The sequence below is a fragment of the Halobacillus sp. B23F22_5 genome, assembly GCF_043497085.1.
Classification (GTDB): domain Bacteria; phylum Bacillota; class Bacilli; order Bacillales; family Halobacillaceae; genus Thalassobacillus.
This window is the reverse complement of the sequence record NZ_JBIEKI010000002.1, coordinates 131,507-154,925: the sequence shown is the minus strand read 5'-3', so window position 1 is coordinate 154,925 and position 23,419 is coordinate 131,507. Positions and strand designations below refer to the sequence as shown.

At 40.2% G+C, this 23,419-nt stretch carries 23 protein-coding genes; 3 read left to right on the top strand and 20 right to left on the bottom strand.

Translation table 11 applies throughout. The features are described from left to right. Positions 1-42 precede the first annotated feature (42 nt). The 8 genes from ACGTN9_RS04105 to ACGTN9_RS04070 all read right to left on the bottom strand — a co-directional run bounded on the left by ACGTN9_RS04105 (position 43) and on the right by ACGTN9_RS04070 (position 8,679). The gene (locus ACGTN9_RS04105) at positions 43-831 is read right to left on the bottom strand and encodes an ABC transporter permease (protein WP_499590809.1); all 789 of its coding nucleotides are present in this window, start codon (positions 829-831) and stop codon (positions 43-45) included. Between the two features lie 12 nt (positions 832-843). Next, positions 844-1,542 (bottom strand): ABC transporter ATP-binding protein, encoded by a 699-nt coding sequence (locus ACGTN9_RS04100; protein ID WP_499590807.1) that lies wholly within the window; start codon positions 1,540-1,542, stop codon positions 844-846. A 124-nt stretch (positions 1,543-1,666) separates the two neighbouring features. After that, the gene (locus ACGTN9_RS04095; protein ID WP_499590805.1) at positions 1,667-2,542 is read right to left on the bottom strand and encodes a M14 family metallopeptidase; all 876 of its coding nucleotides are present in this window, start codon (positions 2,540-2,542) and stop codon (positions 1,667-1,669) included. Between the two features lie 74 nt (positions 2,543-2,616). Continuing rightward, entirely contained in the window at positions 2,617-4,554 is a 1,938-nt protein-coding gene (locus ACGTN9_RS04090) for an LTA synthase family protein (RefSeq protein WP_499590803.1), read from the bottom strand. A gap of 306 nt (positions 4,555-4,860) precedes the next feature. Beyond that, a complete protein-coding gene (locus ACGTN9_RS04085) occupies positions 4,861-5,829 on the bottom strand; it encodes an ROK family glucokinase (protein ID WP_499590801.1) in 969 nt (322 codons plus the stop codon). Between the two features lie 15 nt (positions 5,830-5,844). Beyond that, the gene (locus tag ACGTN9_RS04080) at positions 5,845-6,042 is read right to left on the bottom strand and encodes a YqgQ family protein (protein WP_093046228.1); all 198 of its coding nucleotides are present in this window, start codon (positions 6,040-6,042) and stop codon (positions 5,845-5,847) included. 75 nt (positions 6,043-6,117) lie between these two features. Further along, entirely contained in the window at positions 6,118-7,572 is a 1,455-nt protein-coding gene (locus ACGTN9_RS04075) for a spore germination protein (protein ID WP_499590799.1), read from the bottom strand. Between the two features lie 60 nt (positions 7,573-7,632). Then, positions 7,633-8,679 carry a M42 family metallopeptidase gene (locus tag ACGTN9_RS04070; protein ID WP_499590797.1) on the bottom strand — a complete coding sequence of 349 codons (1,047 nt, stop codon included), beginning with the start codon at positions 8,677-8,679 and terminating at the stop codon, positions 7,633-7,635. 85 nt (positions 8,680-8,764) lie between these two features. Here ACGTN9_RS04070 and ACGTN9_RS04065 point away from each other — a divergent pair, with 85 nt between their 5' ends. After that, positions 8,765-9,640, top strand: a complete 876-nt coding sequence (locus ACGTN9_RS04065; RefSeq protein WP_499590795.1) for a hypothetical protein — start codon at positions 8,765-8,767, stop codon at positions 9,638-9,640. Here the strand turns inward: ACGTN9_RS04065 and ACGTN9_RS04060 are convergent. The 6 genes from ACGTN9_RS04060 to rpmG form a co-directional block, all read right to left on the bottom strand. After that, a complete protein-coding gene (locus ACGTN9_RS04060) occupies positions 9,625-11,181 on the bottom strand; it encodes a rhomboid family intramembrane serine protease (protein ID WP_499590793.1) in 1,557 nt (518 codons plus the stop codon). The two genes, ACGTN9_RS04065 and ACGTN9_RS04060, sit on opposite strands and share 16 nt — an antisense overlap. A gap of 933 nt (positions 11,182-12,114) precedes the next feature. Next, positions 12,115-12,291, bottom strand: a complete 177-nt coding sequence (gene yqgO / locus ACGTN9_RS04055; RefSeq protein WP_499590791.1) for a protein YqgO — start codon at positions 12,289-12,291, stop codon at positions 12,115-12,117. 51 nt (positions 12,292-12,342) lie between these two features. Beyond that, positions 12,343-13,308 (bottom strand): L-lactate dehydrogenase, encoded by a 966-nt coding sequence (locus ACGTN9_RS04050; protein ID WP_499590789.1) that lies wholly within the window; start codon positions 13,306-13,308, stop codon positions 12,343-12,345. 104 nt (positions 13,309-13,412) lie between these two features. Continuing rightward, positions 13,413-14,423, bottom strand: a complete 1,011-nt coding sequence (locus ACGTN9_RS04045) for a ThiF family adenylyltransferase (protein ID WP_499590787.1) — start codon at positions 14,421-14,423, stop codon at positions 13,413-13,415. A 57-nt stretch (positions 14,424-14,480) separates the two neighbouring features. Continuing rightward, on the bottom strand, positions 14,481-15,038 hold the full coding sequence (locus tag ACGTN9_RS04040; RefSeq protein WP_499590785.1) for a 5-formyltetrahydrofolate cyclo-ligase: 558 nt from the start codon (positions 15,036-15,038) through the stop codon (positions 14,481-14,483). A gap of 89 nt (positions 15,039-15,127) precedes the next feature. Further along, a complete protein-coding gene (gene rpmG, locus ACGTN9_RS04035) occupies positions 15,128-15,277 on the bottom strand; it encodes a 50S ribosomal protein L33 (RefSeq protein WP_028783218.1) in 150 nt (49 codons plus the stop codon). 192 nt (positions 15,278-15,469) lie between these two features. Between rpmG and ACGTN9_RS04030 the strand changes: the two genes are divergently transcribed. Beyond that, a complete protein-coding gene (locus tag ACGTN9_RS04030) occupies positions 15,470-15,817 on the top strand; it encodes a hypothetical protein (RefSeq protein WP_499590783.1) in 348 nt (115 codons plus the stop codon). Then, a complete protein-coding gene (locus ACGTN9_RS04025) occupies positions 15,814-16,284 on the top strand; it encodes a hypothetical protein (protein ID WP_499590781.1) in 471 nt (156 codons plus the stop codon). Before ACGTN9_RS04030 ends, ACGTN9_RS04025 begins: the two co-directional genes overlap by 4 nt. Positions 16,285-16,464: 180 nt before the next feature. On the opposite strand, the gene phoU is transcribed toward ACGTN9_RS04025, so the two are convergent. The 6 genes from phoU to ACGTN9_RS03995 form a co-directional block, all read right to left on the bottom strand. Further along, positions 16,465-17,124: a phosphate signaling complex protein PhoU gene (gene phoU / locus ACGTN9_RS04020; protein WP_499590779.1), complete on the bottom strand. Its 660-nt coding sequence runs from the start codon at positions 17,122-17,124 to the stop codon at positions 16,465-16,467. Between the two features lie 27 nt (positions 17,125-17,151). Continuing rightward, entirely contained in the window at positions 17,152-17,910 is a 759-nt protein-coding gene (gene pstB, locus ACGTN9_RS04015; protein ID WP_499591281.1) for a phosphate ABC transporter ATP-binding protein PstB, read from the bottom strand. Positions 17,911-18,027: 117 nt separating this feature from the next. Beyond that, positions 18,028-18,906, bottom strand: coding sequence for a phosphate ABC transporter permease PstA (gene pstA / locus ACGTN9_RS04010; RefSeq protein WP_499590777.1), 879 nt, complete (start codon positions 18,904-18,906; stop codon positions 18,028-18,030). Beyond that, positions 18,906-19,853, bottom strand: a complete 948-nt coding sequence (pstC, locus tag ACGTN9_RS04005) for a phosphate ABC transporter permease subunit PstC (RefSeq protein WP_499590775.1) — start codon at positions 19,851-19,853, stop codon at positions 18,906-18,908. The genes pstA and pstC overlap by 1 nt, the downstream gene beginning before the upstream one ends. 112 nt (positions 19,854-19,965) lie before the next feature. Then, the gene (locus tag ACGTN9_RS04000) at positions 19,966-20,922 is read right to left on the bottom strand and encodes a PstS family phosphate ABC transporter substrate-binding protein (protein ID WP_499590773.1); all 957 of its coding nucleotides are present in this window, start codon (positions 20,920-20,922) and stop codon (positions 19,966-19,968) included. A gap of 327 nt (positions 20,923-21,249) precedes the next feature. Then, on the bottom strand, positions 21,250-23,388 hold the full coding sequence (locus ACGTN9_RS03995) for a peptidoglycan D,D-transpeptidase FtsI family protein (protein ID WP_499590771.1): 2,139 nt from the start codon (positions 23,386-23,388) through the stop codon (positions 21,250-21,252). Between the last annotated feature and the right edge of the window lie 31 nt (positions 23,389-23,419).

Here is a 23,419-nt window from a genome sequence, read left to right as displayed (position 1 = left end):
CCTTGTCACCATACGGTGGCAAGGTTTTTTCGTTACATGCATTTACTTTGACTGTGTACGCAGCTCTTCTTCGCTTTCCAACAACTGGTCATTTTTATTGAAGAAATAACGGTACATGGCCATCGTGACAAACATAGCACTTAAAGAGACAGATGAGAAAATACTTAAAGAAATCACAAGTTGATATTTGATTGCCATGATTGGTTCCACTCCCCCAAGAATCAAGCCAGTCATCATACCAGGAAGCTGAACAAGACCAATTGTTTTTAAACGATCCACATTCGGGATCAAGGCAGCGTTCAGGGTCTTCGTGATTATAAGATGAGAAGCCTGATTAGGTTTTGCCCCTAACGACAATGCCGCCATCAATCTACCACTGTTCTCTGTAAATTCGTTTTTCATCCGCTCAAGCGCCAGTCCCATAGCGACCATGCTATTACCAATGATCATCCCGCTCATTGGTATGACTTCGGATGGTCTGAATTCAACCATATCAAAAGCCAGCCATAAAGCAAGCACACTACCCTCTACCGTTATTAAGCCAAGTAGGATCACTATAAAAGCATTCGGTAATTCTTTCCCTTTGTTCCTGGCATGAAAGGTTGCAATCACGATCATGATACTTACCATCAAGGGAATACCGATAAAAGGGTTCAAATCAAAAAGAAAGGTCAATATGTAACCTACCACAAAAAGCTGTACCGTCCCCCTTATAGCGGACCAGAGAATGTCTTTGCTCATTCCTAATTGATAATAATAAGATAAAGTTAATGGTACAAGTACGAATACGATCAGAAACAGTAACGACTGATTAGATACTTCCGGCTCCATCAGGTATCCCTCCTAATCTTGAATGAATTCTTTGAGTTCGTCTGTCTTTGGTTGATTCAGCATCGTTTGTATCTGATCATCCTCTTTGATCTCTCCATCCATCAGGAACAAGCCTCGTTCCCCTAATCGTTTGGCTTGTCTTAAATCATGGGTGACCATTACCATGGTCAACTGGTGTTCATCTACCAATCCTTCTAATACTTCCTCAATTTCTTCTGCTGTACGATAATCAAGCGCACTAGTTGGTTCATCTAACAATAATACCTCCGGAGAGTTAGCCAGTGTACGGCCGAGGGAAACACGCTGCTGTTCCCCTCCGGAAAGCTGGTCGACCTTTCGATTCAAATAACTTTCAGGGAGTTGTACATACTCCAACAGCTTTTTCGCGTCAGCAGGGTTCCATTCCCCACATAGTGAAGGACCGTACTTTAAATTGTCAAGAACGGTACCAGGGAACAAGTTCGGTGATTGAAGCAATAACCCTACCTTTCTACGCAAATTAGAGATATCATATTCTGTTATCGGCCTGTCCTTAAATTCAATTTTTCCCTCTTTGGGATCCCTCAATCGGTTGAATAGAAATAGCAAAGAGCTCTTACCTGCCCCCGAAGGGCCAAACAACATGACTTTCTCATTTTTGTAGAGGTTAAAACTCAAATTGTTAAGAATATCATCGGTAACATTTTTAAAAGAGAAAATGGGTTGTGTCATTTCCTTCACCAACTTTCTTTTTTTAGGATTATCTATCCTGTTAATTTTATAACAGGGTTGCAGATTCTCTTTCTATAGGAAGTTAAGATTAATTATGGCAAAAGAACATGGGGATACCAAATACTTAGCTTGGTATGAGAGAGTGAAAAGCAAGTCGTCTAATTTTTCCCAGATTCTTATCATACTGGGATAAAGGCAATGGATTAATGCCTCTTCCAACTTCTACCGTATATCCTTCCTTCTGATAACGATCGATAAACCAATCTTTCAAACCTGCGTGGCTGTCAAACGTGCATACTGGTACATATCCACTTACCTTCTGAAATTTCTTTACCACATCCACTGAAGTTCTTGGTTGTTTATTGGAATAGCCATAGTAGATGACCTCACCCTGTGAATGAAAACAAAGCAAACGGTCAGCGGGTTCGTTAATGATCAACTGTGCCATAGCTTTTGATTCTGGCTCAGTAAGCGGTTCATAGCCGGGAAAGTCTCTGAATGTCGGAGAAGCGGGCTTTCTTTTTTGTTCAATTTTCCATCCTGCTGGATACTGCTTATTTAAGTCTATACCGCGTATATTCGCTTTCCAGGAAGAGAACGTGCGGTTTGGATGATTCAATTCCTTAACAAGTTCCTGGTAACTCCCTGCTTTGTCTTCTCCATGGATCACCAGGTCCACTCCATCGGGATTGACCATCGGTACAACCTGCAGCCGTACCTGTTTAAAAAGATCCTTCAGTGAATTGCCATTCCAAGTCTCATTATTATCTAATAACTCTAATATTTCCAATACAATTCCCATAAGGATTTTGGATGTCATCCATTCGTTTCCATGAAATCCCCCATTCCAATGGACTAAAAATGGGCCGTTACCTATAGTTAATTGATGAAGCGGCTTTTTTAAGATGGACTTTCCAATTACTTCCCCATTGACAAAGGGAGATTTTAAACACTTTTCCATATCTCGATTAAGTGAGTTTGTATCATAACCCTTACCCATGATATTCCCCTCTCCTACTTCATTTATCTTATTATAAGAAAAAGACACCCGATGGGTGTCTTTTTCACTACTCATTATTGATTGTTTTGTTGTTCTTTCTTTTTTTCTTTTTCTTCGACTTCTTCTTTCGTTTGGCGTTCGCCTTCATCAAAATCATAGAAACGAAGCAAGTCGCCATAAATCAGGCTATCTGAGTACGCGAGTTCCTTATCGACTTTTTCTTTAAACGGCAGACATGGTGATTCCTGTTCAGGTGCCGTCTCGATCGGTTCTCCTGTTTCCCGATCGTAACAAACTTCACCTTTGTAAATATATTCGTCTGTCACAAAACTTCCGTCACGCATAGCGATAAAGCCTTTGCGTTTATCAGCAAACAGGTTGGTACCAAATGAAAGGTCGTTTTCCTCTTCGATTCCCAATAGATGCATCAATGTCGGTTTAACATCTACCTGACCGGCGATTTTATCGTATTGCTTACCGCCTTCATAACCAGGAATGTGGATCATAAATGGTACCCGCTGGTTCTGGATATGCTGGTAACCATCAATTTCTGTTCCCAGGAATTGACTCATCGCTTTATTGTGGAAATCACTAATACCATAGTGATCCCCCATCAAAACAATGATAGAGTCTTCATACATTCCTGCATCCTTCAACTGCTGGAAGAAACCTTTTAACGATTCATCTGTATAACGCGCAGTTGGAATATAATTATTCAGTGTTCTCGAGTTAGAATCATATTTATCAATATGCGCCTTCTCTTCAGGTAATTCAAACGGGAAATGATGCGTTAGAGTAATGAATTTACTGTAAAAAGGCTGTTCCTGTTCTTTCAAATATTTGATAGATTGTTCGAAGAACGCTTTATCTTCCAATCCCCATCCAAATGAGTTCTCCTCGTTTTCTTCAAAAGACTGTTCATCAAAAAATTTATCGTAGCCTAAATTTGCATACATGGTATCACGGTTCCAGAAACTTTTGTTATTCGCATGGTAAACAGAAGTGTAATAATCTTCTTCATTCAAAATTTCTGGTAATGAATTATATTCATTGGCCGCATGTGTGAAATATACAGCACCCCTCGGCAGTGGATACATGCTGTTTTCTACAATGAACTCCGAATCAGACGTTTTACCTTGCGCAGTCTGGTGATAGAAGTTCGGGAAGAAAATCGTGTCACTGCTTTCTTTTAAGTCATTCATGAATGGAGTAATCTCTTTCCCATTAACTTTTTCATCTAATACGAAATTTTGCATCGATTCTACAGACACAAAGATGACGTTCCTGTCTTCAGCAACACCGAATAGATCTGTTTTTTCGTTATTTGTGGTATTTTCACGCATATACGTTTCAATCTCTTGTACTTCACTGCCATCAGCTAATACACGTTGTGCTTTGGTCTTCGTTGTCATCGTCGCATCATAAACATGATAATTGAATATCCCGATATTCTTAACAAGATATTCACGGTCGAAAGCGCGGACAAACAACATTGGGCGCTCCATTTCCGCCAACACAACATTGGCAGTCAACAACAAAAACGTCACGGCTGTAGCAGCAATTTTTCCTGCTTTAGGAAAATCAACAGCCCAGCTGGCAGCACGTTTGCTTAAGAACCATACAATAGCCACATCCATGAACAGGAGTAAATCCGGTAAATGAACGAGCGAAAGGATACTGCTGCCTAAATCAGCTGCGTTATTACCCTGGAATAAAACGGGAATGGTAATAAAATCAGTGAAATTACGATAGAATACTAGATTCAAATATAAAATCATTGTACCAATTAGAGTGGTCCATCGCAGATATTTCATCTGCCTTCTAGGTTTCAGCCATACACTGATGGCGAATACAAGATAGGCACTCACGAATGGATTCAAAAAGAGAATCAGTTCCTGCATGGTATTTTCAATGCTCAGGTTGAACATATATTTATATACGATATATGTCTTCAAGCCAAATAACACGGTTGCAATTATGAACAATGGTAACTTGAACTTTGAAGCTTGCATGTCTATATCCTCCTTAACTTCCAGGGTGTTCATGTTTTACTTATTTTTAACATGAGACACACCTGTATTTAACAATATCCATTTATCATTAATATTAAACCTATCTTCTAATATGACGACTATTGTACCAGAAAAGTTTCATTTATTTTTTTACTTTTCCTTTACAAATGCTTTACATCCCAATTTGTTGCATCCGGAACCATTTCCGGCTAAGAGCAAATTATAAGTGAAATCTTTCAAAAAGGCAATTTGTATTATCTGGGAGTCTGATTAAAAAAAGGACTGCCTTTCGCAGTCCTTCATTTCCTATTCTAATCCCAGATTCTGTTTTACTAAGAAAGCTCCCCCAAGCACTCCGGCATCATTACCTAATTCAGCTATAACGAATTCACATGCCTCACTCGTGCGTGGTAAAGCGTATTGATCAAAAGCTTTTCTTAATGGATTCAATAAATCTTCGCCAGCTTTTGATACACCTCCGCCAATAACAATTTTTGAAGGATTGCAGGCTATCGCCAGGTTTGCAATCGTCATCCCTAGTACATCAGTGACGTAATCAAGAACTTCCCGTGCCTGCTTATCCCCTGCACCTGCAGCTTGAAAGACGTCTTTTGCTGTTAAACTTTTTCCATTTGAGGAGTATTCTTTGAGTAATGTTTCCGGGTTTTTGGATATGGCTTCCCCTGCTAATCGAACGATACCAGTAGCAGAAGCAATAGTTTCTAAGCAGCCTGTCTTTCCACAGTTACATGGTGCCCCACCTGAAGGAACAACCGTGATATGGCCAATTTCTCCTCCGGTACCATTGACGCCATTGATAACTTCCCCATTAGCGATGATGCCTCCACCTACTCCTGTGCCTAATGTCACGGCAATCAAGTCATTGGAGTTTTCTCCAGAACCCTTCCACTTTTCTCCTAATGCTGCCAGATTTGCATCATTATCGACAAAAACAGGAAACTCAGTTTTTTCATTGAGAATTTTTCCTAAATCAAAGTTTCTCCACCCGATATTCACTGTTTGGTATACAAATCCACTATCTGCATTTACAAAGCCTGGTGCCCCGGCTCCTATTCCTAATACCTGCTCCTTTTGAATACCTAGCTCAACCAATTTTTCACTTAAAGAAGAATCAATGTCTTCTGGAATATGATTTCCCTCATCCTTATGATTCGTAGGTATTTCCCACTTTTCCAAAATAGTGCCGTCTTCTCCTATAACAGCCATTTTGACAGTCGTACCGCCAATATCTGCTCCTATGTAATAACTTTGCATATATTTCTCTCCCTTTTATCTATCCCGTTCACGGGCAGCTTCGCTTCTTAATAATAATATTGCCATTTGGTAGTCTTCGTTTGATATACATTGGGCCTGGTGCAATTGTTTAATTTCTTCCTCCATCAGCTCCAAATCAGCCAACCGGTTCCCTATGTATATGAACGTTCCGAACTTTTTCAATAATTGTTGAATATCATAAATTGTTCTCATTATCATCACCTGTATGTATTATATCAATCAGCTTGAATAATTGAAATAAAGGAAAATGAAAAGATCCAGACAACATTACCTGTCTGGATCTTTCGGGTGCAAAAAGGCTGGGCGCCTATTCTTTAAAGGCATCGGTGAACGGACCAAAACATCCCTCATCGCTTTGGCGTTAAATGGCAGTAACGGCCAAAAATATGGGGTATGAAATGTCTTCATCCGGACAAGATTCAACATCCATATTGTTATACCAATGACGTAGCCTGCCAAGCCAAATATTGCGGTTACTATCAATAAAAATATCCGTACCAGCCGGTTGGCCAGGCTTAATTCGTAGCTTGGCGTCGTGAATGTTCCGATTGCTGCTATCGCTAAATAAAGAACAACTTCATTTGAAAACAACCCTACTTCTACCGCTACTTGCCCAATTAATATCGCAGCGACCAACCCGAGAGCTGTGGCAAGAGAGGAAGGTGTATGAATGGCTGCCATTTTCAACATATCAATTCCAATTTCAGCTAATAAAAATTGAGCAATCAAAGGAATGGCAGCTGCCTCAGCAGGACCGATAAAACTCCATGCTTCCGGCAACAACTCCTGGTTTACCGAAAATAAGTAATACAACGGTAAAATGAATATCGAAGCAAAGATAGCAAAGAAGCGGACAAAGCGAAGATACGCGCCAACCATCGGTTTTTGGCGGTATTCTTCTGCGTGCTGTAAATGATGCCAATAGGTTGCAGGTGTAATCATCACACTTGGCGATCCATCAATCATAATCAGTACATGGCCTTCGTATAAATGAGCAGCTGCTGTATCCGGTCTTTCTGTGTACCTTATCTTCGGGTAGGGATTCCAATGTTCCCCACTTAAAAACTCTTCCACCGTCTTTTCTGCCATTGGAAGAGCATCAGTATCAATTTTTCCAAGGATACTTTTTACATGTTCTACTCTTTTGTCATCTGCTATATCTTCTATATAACAGACACAAATGTCAGTTTGAGAACGACGGCCAATTTGCATATATTCCATTCGCAAAGTTCTGTCTCTTACACGTCTTCTCGTAAGAGCTGTGTTGAATACAATCGTTTCAACAAATCCATCCCTTGATCCCCTTGTAACACGTTCCAAATCAGGTTCCTCAGGTCCTCGTACCGGGTATGTACGGGCGTCAATCAAAATGACAGTATCTAATCCCTCAACAACTAATGCTGTCGGTCCTGCCAGGACTTTATCTACTGTATCGTTCAAATCATCCGTTTTGTCTAATTCAACATAAGGAATGCTGCGTTTCAGTAACTGCTCCAGTGGATCCGGCTCTAAATGTTCGGGCTCCAAATAAGCAAGAAATTCCATTAGGTAGTGAAGAATATCATCTTTTACAAACCCATCAATCATGAACAAACTCATTTTTCGTCCAGCATAATGCAGATCTAATTGAATGACGTCAAAGCTTTTATCTACACCTAGCCGCTCATGCAGATAGTCTATATTTTTCTGGTAGTCAGAAAATAATTTCTGTTTCTCTTTCATATACTCACCCTCATCAACAGCAGTTGGTATTAGTTTGTACTGTCAATGAAGATTAATGCATCAATCAATCATCGGTGCCTGGACATATTGCATTAATAATTGATACGTATGCCATAGGGAATCTGTATGGGTTCTTTCAAAAGAATGGGAGGCATCAATTCCAGGCCCCACTAGCCCGTGTTTAATATCATAACCTGCACGAATGGCTGCTGAAGCATCTGATCCGTAATAAGGATAGATATCAAGTTGGTATGGGATATCGTTCTTATCTGCCAGGCGTACCAATTGATTCTTCAGACCGAGGTGATAGGGTCCACTGGAATCTTTGGCGCAAATCGAAACATCATGCTCAGTAGATGTCTGTCCATCACCAATTGCGCCCATATCTACAGCAATGTATTCTACTGTCTCATCAGGAATACTTGCATTGGCCCCATAACCGATTTCTTCATTATTAGAAAAAAAGAAATGGGTAGTATACGGTAGTTCCAACTCATTGGCTGATATTTCTTCGATCATGTGCAATAACACAGCAGCGCTTGCCTTATCATCCAAATGGCGGGATTTAATATATCCACTATCTAAATACTGATAACGAGGATCAAATGAGATAAAATCGCCTACCTGTATTCCTAATGCCTGGACATCCTCTTTACTGTTCACTTGTTCATCAATTCGAACCACGATGTTTTGTTCATCGCGTTTCGCTTTTCCGGCATCCTGATATACATGCACGGATGCTTGATGCATCAATATTGTTCCTGGATAGGTGGAGTCGTCCATCGTATGTATCGTACAGTACTCTCCCTCCACACTATTCCATTTGAACCCTCCGATCATGGATAAACGGAGTTTGCCATCCGCCTTAATTTCCTTCACCATTGCTCCTAATGTATCTAAATGTGCTGTCAACACACGGTGCTTTTGATCATCGTTTCCTCGCACTGTAGCAAACAAAGCACCTTTATTCGTTGTTTTGATTTCTACTTTATGCATTTTTAATAAATTTTCACAGAAGCGCATGATTTCTTCCGTGTTACCTGAAGGACTTGGAATGGTAACTAATTCCTCTAAGTAATTCACCATATGATTGATATTTTTTTGCATATTTACTCCTCCGTTCATTATCATAAAAGTTTATTTCTATCATATAACATTTAAAAAGGCGTCTGATTAAAAAGGGGACGAGCACATGAAGAAATATGTATGGTCAATTTTGATGTTATTGGCAATAGCTATAGTAATGATAGCTGTATTCCAACCCTTCCAGCCCACCACAGAGAGTGTGATCAAGTATTTTCCAATTGATGAAACGAAAAAGTTTGTACAAGCAGAAACCCAATTAAGCTTTGAGTCTGAAACCGATGCCGACGAATATGAAGTGGATTGGAAAAGTATTTCTGAAAGTAACGAGCCAATGTATTTAAGACAGGATATATCACTTCTCTATGTCGATGGTCAATTAAAAGGTATTTTGAATAAATGGCGGGAAAATGGCCAGCAAATCGAACAGTCTTCTGTGCTTCACGGGGAAGATACCAGCTTGTATCAGGCTATCACCTTTCATCATGGTGAAATTCATTACCCGGAAGATGTAATAAAAAGTATCCAGACCCTTTCCTATGATCAACTTTATGTAGTCGATTCCCCTCATACACCATTAGAATCCTTTCATACTGCAGAAAATGCTGAGCATAGAGAATGGGAGAAAACGATCAACCACTCCATTCAGCAGCAACTGGACTATCAATGGGACGAACTTATCGCTCACTTTAATATTCCTCCAGAGAAGTACATTGCTGTTCCACTGACTGATCTGTACAAGTATGAAGATAAGCCCATCCCTGGGGTCTCACAAAAAGATTCAACAAGAATTCTTGGTCAGCTTTGGGAAGGTTTATATAAAAATTATGTGCTGGGGATTGCAGATAATAAATCAACAGGACACCCTATTCAAAGTTACATCCCTTTGATCCTTTTCTCAAAGGATGCAGATCACCTTCTCGTCCTGTTCGAGGATGATCAAGGTAAAAAAGAGCAATTGATTCAGTATTATTCGATTAACTGATCATAGAATTTTTTAAAATCGTCATTAGAAGGGCGTAACTCTTTCGCTTGTTTCGCGTGTGTTGTCGCTTTTTCTTTTTCTCCCTTGTTTTGATAAATCAAAGCGAGATTATAATGAGCTTCTGCCATCTTTGGATCCATCTCAATCACTTTTTCTAAATCGGATTGTGCCTTATCAATTTGTCTGGTTTCAAAATAAGCTACTGCACGATTAAAAAGTAAGTAAGCATCATAATCGCCCTCTTTTTCCAAGGCTTGGCTCGTATACGTAATCGTTTCTTCATAACGTTTATCTTCAAGCATCGATGTAGACATCTCAACATCTACAGCTGTGTGCTGTTGATTATCTACCTGATAATAACCAAAAGCCGCTAAAGCAGACACACTTGTAATGTAAAAAAACGCCGCTAAGACTTGCCATACAAACTGACGATTCTTAGGCATGTTGACGATGGCGCTGGCAATAAAACCTCCGACCAACCCGCCCATATGGGCACCATTATCAATTTGTGGTACAGACAACCCCAACACCACATTCAAACCTATAATAAACAGTAAATTCCGACCCATCGTACGGAAAAATATTTGTCTGTGCTTGACCCCAAAAAATAATAAAGCGCCAAATAATCCAAATATTGCCCCGGAAGCTCCAGCAGCTACTTGAGGGTTCAAGGCAAAGCTGGTAATTCCACCGGCAATACCTGCTAAGAAGTAAATCAGGGTAAAGCGCCCGGTGCCATATATCTTTTCAACTGCCATGCCCAAGTAATACAGCGCAAGCATATTCATGAAAAGGTGGAGCATGCCAATGTGGATAAACATGGATGTTACAATCCGCCACCATTCGCCCTCAATAATTGCCGGATTGTATTTGGCTCCATAATTGATCAAATCTAAGACTGAAGTACTTTGTCCATTCATTTCAATATAAAAGAACACAGCAATATTAATTATTAAGAGCAGACGGGTCATAAAAGGTTTACCATATTCAAACAATTCCACTTGCTCTTTTCTCTTTTTGTCCCTCTGGTATAAGATTTCTTTTTTAAGATGTTCGACTCGTTCCTCCAGTTCCATGTTATCGTACAAAGTTACGTAATGCCGATCAAGGGCAGGAACTGGAAAAAGTCCCAGGTTTTCGTATAAATCGCTCAGTTTTTGCTCCCTTTCTGTGCGATCTAAATAGTGAACCTTCAGAAAAATGTCTTTTTTCCCTTTGACTTTCAACGGTCGAACCAAACCATCCCAGTCATCTACAGGGCTATATTCCGATATATAAACAGCATGAACATTCAGTTCTTTCCCAACGAACATATGCTTGTTCTTTTGGATATGCTGATTGATGCGTGCGATATCTTTTTTAACATGGTTTGACCAATCGAATTGACTGCGATAAAGCCTTAGAATATGATTTTTGCGATTTATTTGTTTTTCCAGCCATACTTCACTGTTTACTTCATTGACATGGAGGATATCAAACCCCTGGTTGACGACCAGGTCATGGGTAAGCTTCCAAAAATAAAATTCTTCCTCAATAAACATAGCCCGGCTCCTTCCTCCTTTTATCATATCATGCTATAGAATATGGTAGAAATCGAATGATTAATATTTTCTTTACATTCCCTATTTTATGGTGGGATGGTTTCTTATCCACAGGATCTGTTAAATCTCCGTATTGATTAACAGTTAAGCTCCCTATAATGTAGAATCAGCTTTCGAGATAGTGGGATCCGATGCCAAGAGAGGAATGGGATGGTCTGGGAGACAACTCGCTTTCCAGCTTCATCGCCTAGACACTCGCGACATAAGCAGTCCACCAACGGGAAGAAAGAACACTTCCCTTTTGCTGTTCTGCTTATGCGTGTCGTGTCTCCCAAGGCGATTGCGCATTCATTTCTTTCCTGCGGGGGACCTGGCAAGCTTCCTCGGGCTAAAGCCCTGTGGGATCTTTCCTAGCCCCTTCTCCCGCGGGAGTCTCGCCGTTTCCCTTCCCACCCAGCCAGTTTATAATAAACGGATCCTTCAAAAAGAGAATAGTGCACCACTAAAAACCTCATCCTGAAGCATTTATAAAGGATATAAAGGGCCGGAAGTCTTCTTTCAAGTATTATCGAGTGTTTTCCCATAAGTTTGATTTCGAGAACATTCTACAGCAAGGTCCAAAGGGGGACGACGAGACTTCTGCGGGATGGAAATGACAGGTGAGACCCCGAAAGACGAAGTTGAGGAGGCTTGCGGGCTTCCCCACAGGAAAGAGAACCGTTTCCCAGACTCCCTTCTCCTGATTCGGCAACGGATCCAAATCATCTCGAAATCAAGTCTTCGACTTTTCGGCTTTTAATTGAATAGGGCGCTTATGAAAAAATCACCACAATGTTTAACAGAGCCTCTCCATATCATTCAAACAAAATAAAAAGAGCCTGAAGCGCAAGCAGTTGCTAGCGGCGACAGACCCTCCATGTCATAACATAAAATTTACAGGATAGAGGTACGGAATAATCGTTCTCTTACACCAGGTACATTGACGAGGAACATAGCAACGAGTTTTCTTATTAAGTGAATTGCAAGCAATTGGTTGATCAGTTTGAAACGATATTTCAACAATATCAGTAGTATCGCAAAGCCGATGATAGTAGATACGGCAGCTCTCATAAAGACACCCCTTCAGTTGAGTTAGATATCTTTATGATTTCACAATAGTGCTTATTTATTCTCGAAGAACTTTTGGACAAGTGGATCCATCGTTTCTCTCAGCACACCTGCAGATCGTTTGAACTGATCTTCTTCCACGCGATCTAAATTCAACTTTAATACCTCTCTGATTCCGCTCCGGTTTACAATTGCCGGAACACCGATATATATATCATCTTCCCCATATTCACCTTCTAAATAGGCGGACACGGTCAATACAGAATTTTCATTATGCAGAATTGCTTTCGTAAGTCGCACTAACCCCATAGCGATTCCATAATACGTAGCACCTTTTCGCTGAATGATATGGTAAGCTGCATCGCGTACATTAATGAAGATGTCATCTAAGTCTTCCACTTTATAATCATCAGGACGCTCATGGATGCGGTCGAACACAGACCTGCCACCGATATTAGCGTGACTCCATACCGGCAGCTCAGAATCACCATGTTCTCCCATGATATAAGCGTGGACATTTCTTGCATCTACGTTGAAATAATCACTTAAGAGATACCGTAGTCTTGCTGTATCCAGGATCGTACCTGAACCTATGACACGATGGGATGGAAGCCCGGAAAATTTCCAAGTCATATAAGTCAATATATCAACAGGGTTTGTTGCTACAACGAAGATTCCGTCAAAACCACTTCCCATTACAGAAGTGACTATTTCCTTGAATATTTTACTGTTTTTTTCAACTAAATCAAGTCTGGTCTCCCCCGGTTTCTGATTCGCACCAGCGGTAATGACTACAAGGTCTGCATCCTTGCAATCGCCATAATCACCAAACCAAATTCTTTGACTGCCAGGAGCAAAAGGTAATCCATGATTGAGATCCATGGCATCGCCTTCTGATTTACCCTTATTTAAATCAATCATAACCAATTCATCAGCTACACCTTGATTCAACAATGCAAAAGCATAGCTTGACCCGACAAATCCCGTACCTATTAATGCAACACGATTTACTCTTTCCATCTTTTCAGCTCCCTTCCTGTGTTAACCTTTCCCTTTAGATTGTACACTATTTCACAAACTCTTCAATCACTGAAAACGCTTGAAATCATGACAAATTTAAAAACTTACGAACCAATCAGCCGATCATAAATGGTTTTCGCACGCGTAATGTCATCAATCCCTTGTACTAATACACGTCCATCCGGAAACAAAACTAAGGTTTCTCCAGAATCTAAGGTGGCTTTTAAAAGAAAGGGGGTCTTTTTCACTTCCGCAATGGTTTGGAGTCGCTGTTGCCATGTATTTAAATCAAATTGTTCCCTTTTATGGATTTGAACAGAATCACGACCGCAAAGAACGCTATAATCTTGTTCGTTATCGGTATGAAGATACGGAAAAGCTTTGGTTTGACAGGTGGTACAATTAGATACAGGGTCTTTAAGCTTCATAGAAAATTGCTGGTTATGCCAAATATCAAAGGAATATAAGTCTCTCCTTAATGCCTTATGGTTATTTGTTAAATATTTCATTACTTCTGTAACTTGAAAAGACGACACCATGTCTACAACTGGGGCAATTACCCCAACAGTATCGCATGTTTGTCCACTTCCTGCCCCATCTGGCACCACACATCTCAGACATGGTGTTTCACCTGGTACAAAAAATGCCGTCATCCCTCTTGAACTGACAGCACCTCCATAAGCAAATGGGATTCCCAGTTTAAAGGAGGCATCGTTCAAAAGATATCGAGTAGAAAAATTATCAGTTCCATCTATCACTACATCGACGCCATCCATCAGTTTTTCAATATTTTCAGAGGTAATATCAGCGACTAGGCCTTCTACCGTAACTTCAGGGTTTATTTCCTTTAATCTGTTTTCAGCCGCCACTGCCTTTGGCAGCATATCTTTAGCATCTTGTTCAGTGTATAGCATCTGTCTCTGAAGATTGCTGTATTCAACAAAATCACGGTCCACAATACGTATATGACCGACTCCAGCTCTGACCAAATGGTTGCTTGCCACTGTTCCAAGCGCTCCTGCACCTGCTACCAACACCGTTTTTTGCTGCAACTGGGCTTGGCCCTTTTCTCCGATTGGTTGAAAGAGTATTTGTCTTGAGTAGCGGTTTTGCATCATTATCACTCCTACTTGCTTTCTAACGGATTTGGCTAAGGGAAGGAACCATTGTTATTAAAAGACATAGCCATCTTCTGTAATTAAATGGGTTACCGGTATATCGAACTTTTCGTGAGGGAGGTTTTTAACTACCTGTTCTTTAGAAGCAAGAGCTACTGTTTCCCCTTTGTAGCCAGATAAATAACGGTCATAAAAACCTCCTCCATACCCAATACGATACCCGTGGAGATCAAATACCAACCCTGGAACTATAATCAAATCTATCGTTTCCCTGTTTACATGTTCACATCGGGAAGGGTCTGGTTCTTGCAAACCGAAATAAACAGTTTCTAATTGATCGAAACTATCTAATTGATAGAAGTGGAGATGCTTCGGACCGGGATCACATTTAGGAACGGTCACTCTCTTCCCTTCCTTCCAGGCTTTTTGAATAATAGAAGTAGTCGACCACTCATTTTTTTGAGAAATTGTTATCCCGATAGTACTTGCCTGCTTGAAAATCATCGAATTGAATAAATGCTCTGCAAGTTCATGTTCAATCGTATTTTTCTCTTCAGTTGAAAAGTTAGCCATTATTTGTTTGCCTCGGGCTCTTAGTTGCACTTTGTCCATCAGAACCACTCCTCACCAGGTGCATTTTCACGTGATATGTGCAGGTTAAATTATGTATAAAAAAACAGTAGGATCAAATATCCTACTGCTTACTTAGTCTCACGGTGTAGCGTATATTTACGAAGGCGTGGGCTGTATTTTTTCAGCTCAAGACGCTCCGGATTCGTACGCTTGTTTTTAGTTGTAATATAATTGCGGTCACCAGTCTCAGTGCAAGCAAGTGTAATGTTTACACGCATGTTTATCCCTCCATATCCTATCTCGTTTCATAAGTCTCTTAGTTGATAATATCAGACTTATTTATAATAGCAGAACTACACTTTCCTTTCAAGCATGCTATTAAATTAATTCACCAAACTTCATGCGCAGTATAGAAAAATCTGGCTTATTATGATATAAATGTAATGTAATTTACATAGGAGTGAACCCATATGACCACTGCCATTATCACAACAGCCGTTATCGGTCTTCTTTTATTTATCCTGTCTTTTTTCATGAATGATCGCTTAAAGCAATTAGAAGATGAAGTAGAACAAATTTCAATCTCTTCTCTCCAGGAAACATATAAATTGAAAAGAAAATTGAATATCCTCGAAGAAGAATTATTATTCCAATTACCTGATAAGGATAACGACCAAGAGATCCCTCTTTATAAGCAAGTAGAATCAATGGTGAAACAAGGTTACACCGTAGCCCAGATTGCTGAAAAAACTACCCTGCAGGAAAATGATATCCGCTCCATTTTAGAACAAATCAATGCTAAGAGGATCAGCTTATGAAGCTATTTGTAAGAGCATTCGCATTAGGTTTGCTGGCTTGTTCGTCAGTTTTCTTCATCATCTGGAATAGCGAAAATACCCCCCACGTCCAATCGATGGAAAAAACGATAGAATCGTTAAGTCAAAAGGGCTATATCGTTTTGGAAAAGTCCGCGTATGAAAAAAAGCTCACCCAGCAGCACAAGCCTCCAAAGAAAGCGGAACACTCCAAAGATGATAAAGTTAATAAAGATGAGAAATCGAGCAATAATGGAAAGCAGAAAAAAGTGGTTATCAAAATTGAACAGGGCATGAGTTCAAATGCAATAGCCGCTATCCTTGAAAAAGAAAATATGATTATGGACCAAATCAATTTTCAACAATATTTAGATGAAGCAGATTACAGTCGTTACCTGCAAGTTGGTACGTTTGAATTAAACAATGAAATGTCTTACAAGGAAATTGCTAAAGAAATCACATCCAAATAATCGGTGTTTATTGTAAAGCAAAAAATCCTCTTGCACTCATGGTAACGGCTCCCACTATATCGAAACTAAGTCTTCCGCAAACGGGAGCTCCACTGTAAATCAAAACTGAGATTTAACATAGTCAAAATAAAAAAGAAGGGCAAAGGATGGATGACATCTCTTCGGCCCTTCTTTTTTTACTCACTCATTCAAATCATAAGTTCTGCCTTTGACAAGGAAAAAGATTTCTTCACCAATGTTCGTAATATGATCGGCAAAACGTTCAATATAGCGTGCCGAATAAGCCATTTGCATCAAATATTGGATTTGATCCGGACTGGTGGCTGTCAATTCAAGCAGTTCCCTTACAATACTTCCATACTTTTCATCAATAATATCATCCATCTCTGAAAGCTTCTGGGCAAATGAAATATCTTCAAGCTCAAATGCCTGCTGAGCGACATCTACCATATCAAAAGCAACGTTAGCCATTTCTCTTATTCCTGGGTGAATGGAAATCGGGTGATTTTCACCTAAATGCTGGGTTGCTTTAGAAATATTTTTTGCATGATCGGCCATTCTTTCCAGGTCATTCGCAATCTTGATAGCTATGATCAACCTCCGTAGATCGGTCGCTACCGGCTGTTGTTTAGCAATCAGGATCATTACTTTCTCATTGATATCTTCTTCTTTCTTATCAATAAGATGGTCATCATCCCTAATCTGTTGTGCTTTATTCACATCACGATCATACAGTGCGTCTATCGCTTTTACTAACGCCTGCTTCGTGTCTTCTGCTAATTCTCGGATGTCTGCTTTCAGGTTATTTAGTTCCTCTGAAAAATATTCCCTTGTCGGCATAAAATGACTCTCCTCCTGAAAATAATATTAACCGAATCTTCCACTGATATAATCTTCTGTCCGCTTATCTGTCGGATTAGAGAACAGCTTATCCGTATCAGCGAATTCAATCAGTTCCCCATTTAAGAAAAACGCAGTTTTATCGGAGATTCTTGCTGCCTGCTGCATATTATGAGTGACAATGATGATGCTATATTTCTTCTTCAACTCTTGAACTAACTCTTCCACTTTCAAGGTTGAAATAGGGTCCAGGGCAGATGTTGGTTCATCCATTAAAATGACATCCGGTTCAATAGCTAAAGCCCGGGCAATACAAATCCTTTGCTGCTGACCACCTGATAAGCCAAAAGCATTTTCATCGAGACGATCTTTTACCTCATCCCAAATAGCTGCATCACGAAGACTCTTCTCCACAATTTTATCTAACACCGCTTTTTTCTTAACCCCATGAATGCGCGGTCCGTAAGCGATATTGTCATAAATAGATTTCGGAAATGGGTTAGGCTTTTGAAAAACCATCCCTACTTTAGTTCTTAAGCCCTCCACACTGTGTTTATCTGAAAATATATCTTCTCCGTTATACTTGATGGAGCCTGAAGTTTTAACAATCGGGACCATTTCGACCATACGATTGAGAGTTTTCAAATAAGTCGATTTACCACAACCCGATGGACCGATGATTGCTGTCACTTTATTTTGAGGAACATTCATATTGATTTCATATAAAGCCTGGTCATTTCCATACCAAAGGTTTAAATTATTGACTTCAAATACATTTTTATCCATAGCAGCCTCACTCTTTGTTTGGTTGTTTTCTTTTAAATCCGGCTTGACTGACGTTTTATTATCTACTTTCTTTTGTTTCAATAGAGTATTCATTGATACAAATCCTCCTAACAGAGTTTAATACCGTTTTTGGAACTTGTTACGGATGAAAACCGCAATAGCATTCATGAATAATAGCACAATCAGCAATACTAGAATTCCTGCCGCAGCTACGAATTGCCATTCTTCTTGAGGACGGCCAGTCCAGTTAAAAATTTGAATCGGCATTACGGTATACTTAGAAAGCAGCGAATCAGGCAATGTGTAAAGTGCCGTAGCAGCTCCAACAATAATCAACGGAGCCGTTTCTCCAATTGCACGTGATAATGCCAGAATAGTACCAGTAAGGATACCGGGAAGTGCAGCAGGAAGAATGACACGGCGAATGGTCTGCCATTTGGATGCCCCCATACCATAGGAAGCTTCCTTAATATCTGAAGGTACAGACCTTATTGCCTCCTGTGCCGCCACAACAATTACCGGCAATACCAATAGTGCCATTGTCAGGCCGCCCGCGAGAAGTGTATAGCCAAAACGGAGCATATACACAAAGAAAGTAAGACCTAGCAGTCCATATACAATGGACGGTACACCAGCTAAATTTTGAATGTTAACTTGAATAAATTTTGTCCAACGGTTTTTATAGGCATACTCTTCCAGGAAGATAGCTGTACCTACCCCTAGTGTAATTGCTACAGGTGCAACTATCGCGATCATCATGATAGACCCGATAAGTCCTGCAAAGATACCTGCTTCTTCTGGATAAGGGGCTGGAAAGCTTGAGATAAAGCCTAAATTAAAATAACCAGTTCCTTGAGTCAATATACGATATAACAATAGTGCCAGGAAGATCAGACCGATTGTAGTTGAAACAAAAAATAAACCTTTAAGCACATTGTTCAGAAGCACTCTTCCACGTATTCTTTTTAAACTATTTCTTTCATCAATACCTGGCATCAGTATTCCTCCTTGAACTTACGCGAGATATACTGGGAAAGCATGTTCATCAGTAACGTGAACACGAACAGTGTCGCTCCTACAGCATAAATACTATAATAAATAGTTGAACCGAAGGTGGTATCCCCTGTCGCCCCCTGTACAATAAAGGCAGTCAACGTCTGAATTGAACGAGTAGGATCGAATGTCAAAGTCGGCGAAGCACCCGCCGCGATAACAACAATCATGGTTTCACCAATCGCCCGTGAGACTGCCAGGACAATAGATGCTACAATTCCAGAAAAAGCAGCAGGAAGTACTACTTTCATGGCAACTTCCAACCTGGTAGCACCTAAAGCTAGCGCACCTTCTCTCAAACTGTTTGGCACAGAGTTCATGGCATCTTCAGACAGGGATGCGATCATAGGGATGATCATAATTCCGACAACGATCCCCGCACTTAATGCATTGAAAATCCCTAATCCTGGGACGATATTTTTCAACAATGGTGTTACAAATGTCAAGGCAAAGAACCCGTATACCACAGTAGGAATACCTGCAAGTACTTCCAACGTAGGCTTGATTATTTTACGTGCACGATCACTTGCATACTCACTCAAGAAAATGGCTGACATCAACCCTAACGGGATAGCTACAATAGCAGCAATCAAGGTTATCAGCAGTGTTCCAGTGATCAACGGTAATACTCCAAAATGTCCTGTCCATGGGGACCACTGTGTACCAGTATAAAAGTCAACAATTGAAGTGGTGCTGAAAAAAGTAATCGATTCTCTAAGCAATGTGAAAAGAATTCCTGCAGTTGTCAATACACTCACTGCAGCACACAAAAACAAAAAGGCAGGAATGAGCTTTTCCAATTTACCAGAAACACTTTTCTTTTTTCTTTTATTTTCAATCATTGTTTGGACATCTATATTCATAGCTTCATTTTGTAAAGCTTTTCCCATGATAAATCCCCTTTCATCCATAAAAGGCGTTTAACGTATTCTCTTATTTTCATACAGCAAGGTGGGGCTGCTCTTAAGCCCCACCCTCCCTCATATTTCTTTTAACAACTGTTTATTCAGCTTCAGATTTTAAGGCGTCCAGCTGTTCTTGATATTTTTCTTCTGGAAGAGCTACGTAACCGACTTGCTCTGCGGCTTTACCTGCATTTTTCATGAGGTATTCAGAAAAGTCTTTTACTTGCTCTTTTTCTTTGTAAGATTTCATATTTACATAAGTGAACAATGGACGGGAGAAAGGTGTGTAAGAACCATCCTGAATTGTTTCCGGAGTCGGTTTTACCGCTTTTCCTTCCCCATCTTTGATGCCTAATACTTTCAAACTGTCTTCGTTTTCCTTGTAGTAGGCGTAACCAAAGAATCCGATTGCGTTAGGATCACTTTCAATTCCTCGTACTAAAACATTATCGTCTTCAGATAGAGTGGTATTTGATCCTTCTTTCATTGGCTGGTCTTCCAATACCACTTCGTTAAAGTAGTCGAAAGTTCCTGAATCATGACCAGGGCTGTAGATTTTAATTGTTTCATCCGGCCATTCTGGATTGATATCGGACCATTTAGTTGCATTATTACCATCTGTAAAAATCTTTTTTAAATCTTCTACTGAAAGCTCATCTACGAAATCATTTTGTTTACTAACAACTACTGAAAGTCCATCTTTTGCTACTTCTAATTCTTTGTACTCAACACCATTTTCCTCAGCTGCTTGCTTTTCTTCTTCTTTGATTGGTCTTGATGCATTACTGAAATCTGTTTCACCTTTGGTGAACTTCTTAAATCCTCCACCGGAACCAGAAGCATTTACTGATACGTTGACTTCGGGGTTTTTCTTGTTATATTCATACGTCAAAGCTTCCATGATCGGGAATACGGTAGAAGAGCCATCAATAGAGATGTTGCCTTTCATAGATTCTCCATTTTCTTCTCCGCCAGATTGGCCGCCACACGCTGCCAATGCACCTAGCATAAGAACTAGTGAAAATAGTAGTGCGAAATTCTTGAAATTCTTCATTTCTTTTCCCCCTACACTATTTGATATGTGTCGGTTGGCATGGCCAACTACAATTCCTATCATAGAGTCATAGTTTTAAATCAGAATGAATCCAGTGTAAAGATTGTGTAAATGCATTGATTGCAGAACAAAAGCGCAAGCGCCTTGCTCACCCCCGACAATCTTAAGACAAGCCTCGCCATGACGTTCTTTGTCACAGAGAGGATTGACTTAAGACCTCGAGGGGGGTAGGCGCTGGAGCTGGATGACACCCACTACCTGAAGTTATCCACAAAAAGAAAATTTTATAATTTGCTAAATAAAAAAAAGAGCAATACCCGTAAGGTATCACTCTTCTTTCTCTTCCTCATTTTCCACATCCAGTTTTTCATTTAAGTTCTTGACGCCTTCTTTGCTGCGTTCTTCTTTCAATTCAAAATACGCATCGAGAATGTCTTTTGTAATATATTTGTTGATACTAGAACCTGCACCTTTGCCGACATGAGGCACCACTACAGAGAAGGCTACTTCTGGATCATTGTGTGGTGCATATCCTACCATCGTCAAGTTCTCTGTATCAATCTTATAAGGTTTTCCGTTACTGTCTTTTAAATAGACCTCATTTTCCGCTGTACCGGTTTTTCCAGCCGGGCTGTAGTCGACATCATCGAAATACCCGTTCGCAGTTCCGCCAGTACGCTGAAAAGCATACTGGAAACCAAGCTGTACACGATCAATATACTTCTGCTCCATATCAATGCGATTTAGCACTGTCGTGTTAATATTCTGGCTGACTGGTCCTAACTCACCTGGTTCATTAGAAGGCTTGCGGATTTCTTTGACTAAATGAGGCTTGACACGGTAACCATCATTGGCAATGGTTGACACATACTGAGCCAATTGCATGGTTGTGTAAGAATTGTACTGGCCAATCATTAAGTCAAGCTGAATTCCTGGATTCGGATCTTCACCGATATAACCGACAGCTTCATAAGGCATGTCAATTCCAGTAGGTACCCCTAGACCAAACTGGTTATAATAATAAAGAAACTTTTCGTATGTTCCGCTCCTGAATCCTAATGGGTCATTCGGAATGTAGGTATCTCCTCCCATTCTGATGCCGGCTAAGAACATATAAACGTTTGAAGACTTCTGCAATGCTGTTATGTCATTTACTGGTCCTAATGTCCGCCAGGAACTTTTATCAGGTGTGCTCGCAATTTTTAATGTTCTGTCGTAAATCGTTTCACCCGGCTGCATAACCCCTTCATGTAAGGCCATCAAAACTGTAGCACCTTTGACCGCTGAACCAGGAAGATGCTGGGCCTGGATTGCTTTATAAGAATGGTCTTCTACTAAAGGTTCATCAGATTCCCTATCACGGTTATAATGCATCCCTGAAACTGCCAGTACTTCTCCGGTATTAGGATCCATCATGACCACCAACGCATCCTCTAGAAATCGGTTTTTATAAGGCTGGCGGGCTATCTCTTCTTTCAGTCTGCGTGCCACGATTTCATCGACCCGCTTCTGCAATTCGATATCGATAGAAAGTACTAAATCGTCCCCCCTGGAACCTTTCCTGACCACTTCGGAGTTGACGATATTATGTTTTTTATCTGTTTCATAACGAATTTTTTCCTTTGTTCCTCTTAATACACTTTCATACTCTTCTTCGAGGCCGCTTTTCCCGACACGGTCATTACGACTATAATCCAAGGACAGATAATAATCCTGGTTGGCCCGCGGAATACCCTGTTCGGCTGTAGTGATACTTCCGATATAATTTCGCAGCGTACCTTCAAATGGATATTTTCGATTCCAATCAGATGTTACATTGATACCAGGCAGTTGATTCAAATGTTCGGCAACTGTCGCATATTCCTCAATCGTGATGTCTTCATTCTTAATGATATGCGGAGCTAATGCAGAAGCCTGATCCAACTCTTTCTTGATTGCAATAACCTGGTACTTTTCGAATGGGATCGTTTTAATTTCTTCTTCAGTGATTCGATCGAGCATCAATTGATATACTTCTCCATTGGATAAGTTCTCTGCCTCTTCTGGTGTCACTCTTTCATTCACTTCTTTATCATGAAGCAAATAATAATATTCTTTTAAATCACGTTCCCTTACGATTTTCTCTAACTCTTTCTTATCTCCCATACTGATATACGCAGCCAGATCTTCCGCTAACTCCAGTCGATCCATCGGCTGTACCCCTTTTGGAGGCGTGTATGTAATCGAATAAAGCGGTTCGTTATCTACAAGAACCCTTCCGAAACGATCATACATTTTACCTCTTGGCACTGGTGTATGAATGGTGGTATTTTCCGTGCGGTTAATTTCTTCCTGGGCATCTTCTCCGTATAAAATCTGTACGACGCCCAATTGCAATATCAATGAAGCGAATAATAAAAAAATCACAAAGAACAAAATATTCATTCTCAAAGGAAGATGCGATTTTTTCTTTTTGCTTTTCCCCATCGTCCTCCCCCTTATATGTCAAATTCCACCC

What these genes read in the sequence shown, in the direction of transcription:
- pstC (WP_499590775.1), bottom strand. Translation starts at nt 19,853, where the DNA reads ATGGGAAAAGCTTTACAAAATGAAGCTATGAATATAGATGTCCAAACA.
- pstA (WP_499590777.1), bottom strand. Translation starts at nt 18,906, where the DNA reads ATGCCAGGTATTGATGAAAGAAATAGTTTAAAAAGAATACGTGGAAGA.
- ACGTN9_RS04100 (WP_499590807.1), bottom strand. Translation starts at nt 1,542, where the DNA reads ATGACACAACCCATTTTCTCTTTTAAAAATGTTACCGATGATATTCTT.
- ACGTN9_RS04000 (WP_499590773.1), bottom strand. Translation starts at nt 20,922, where the DNA reads ATGAAGAATTTCAAGAATTTCGCACTACTATTTTCACTAGTTCTTATG.
- ACGTN9_RS04050 (WP_499590789.1), bottom strand. Translation starts at nt 13,308, where the DNA reads ATGGAAAGAGTAAATCGTGTTGCATTAATAGGTACGGGATTTGTCGGG.
- ACGTN9_RS04065 (WP_499590795.1), top strand. Translation starts at nt 8,765, where the DNA reads ATGAAGAAATATGTATGGTCAATTTTGATGTTATTGGCAATAGCTATA.
- ACGTN9_RS04095 (WP_499590805.1), bottom strand. Translation starts at nt 2,542, where the DNA reads ATGGGTAAGGGTTATGATACAAACTCACTTAATCGAGATATGGAAAAG.
- ACGTN9_RS03995 (WP_499590771.1), bottom strand. Translation starts at nt 23,388, where the DNA reads ATGGGGAAAAGCAAAAAGAAAAAATCGCATCTTCCTTTGAGAATGAAT.
- ACGTN9_RS04075 (WP_499590799.1), bottom strand. Translation starts at nt 7,572, where the DNA reads ATGAAAGAGAAACAGAAATTATTTTCTGACTACCAGAAAAATATAGAC.
- ACGTN9_RS04085 (WP_499590801.1), bottom strand. Translation starts at nt 5,829, where the DNA reads ATGCAAAGTTATTACATAGGAGCAGATATTGGCGGTACGACTGTCAAA.
- ACGTN9_RS04070 (WP_499590797.1), bottom strand. Translation starts at nt 8,679, where the DNA reads ATGCAAAAAAATATCAATCATATGGTGAATTACTTAGAGGAATTAGTT.
- ACGTN9_RS04080 (WP_093046228.1), bottom strand. Translation starts at nt 6,042, where the DNA reads ATGAGAACAATTTATGATATTCAACAATTATTGAAAAAGTTCGGAACG.
- ACGTN9_RS04105 (WP_499590809.1), bottom strand. Translation starts at nt 831, where the DNA reads ATGGAGCCGGAAGTATCTAATCAGTCGTTACTGTTTCTGATCGTATTC.
- ACGTN9_RS04030 (WP_499590783.1), top strand. Translation starts at nt 15,470, where the DNA reads ATGACCACTGCCATTATCACAACAGCCGTTATCGGTCTTCTTTTATTT.
- ACGTN9_RS04060 (WP_499590793.1), bottom strand. Translation starts at nt 11,181, where the DNA reads ATGTTTATTGAGGAAGAATTTTATTTTTGGAAGCTTACCCATGACCTG.
- ACGTN9_RS04040 (WP_499590785.1), bottom strand. Translation starts at nt 15,038, where the DNA reads ATGGACAAAGTGCAACTAAGAGCCCGAGGCAAACAAATAATGGCTAAC.
- ACGTN9_RS04025 (WP_499590781.1), top strand. Translation starts at nt 15,814, where the DNA reads ATGAAGCTATTTGTAAGAGCATTCGCATTAGGTTTGCTGGCTTGTTCG.
- pstB (WP_499591281.1), bottom strand. Translation starts at nt 17,910, where the DNA reads ATGGATAAAAATGTATTTGAAGTCAATAATTTAAACCTTTGGTATGGA.
- phoU (WP_499590779.1), bottom strand. Translation starts at nt 17,124, where the DNA reads ATGCCGACAAGGGAATATTTTTCAGAGGAACTAAATAACCTGAAAGCA.
- ACGTN9_RS04045 (WP_499590787.1), bottom strand. Translation starts at nt 14,423, where the DNA reads ATGCAAAACCGCTACTCAAGACAAATACTCTTTCAACCAATCGGAGAA.
- ACGTN9_RS04090 (WP_499590803.1), bottom strand. Translation starts at nt 4,554, where the DNA reads ATGCAAGCTTCAAAGTTCAAGTTACCATTGTTCATAATTGCAACCGTG.
- yqgO (WP_499590791.1), bottom strand. Translation starts at nt 12,291, where the DNA reads ATGAGAGCTGCCGTATCTACTATCATCGGCTTTGCGATACTACTGATA.
- rpmG (WP_028783218.1), bottom strand. Translation starts at nt 15,277, where the DNA reads ATGCGTGTAAACATTACACTTGCTTGCACTGAGACTGGTGACCGCAAT.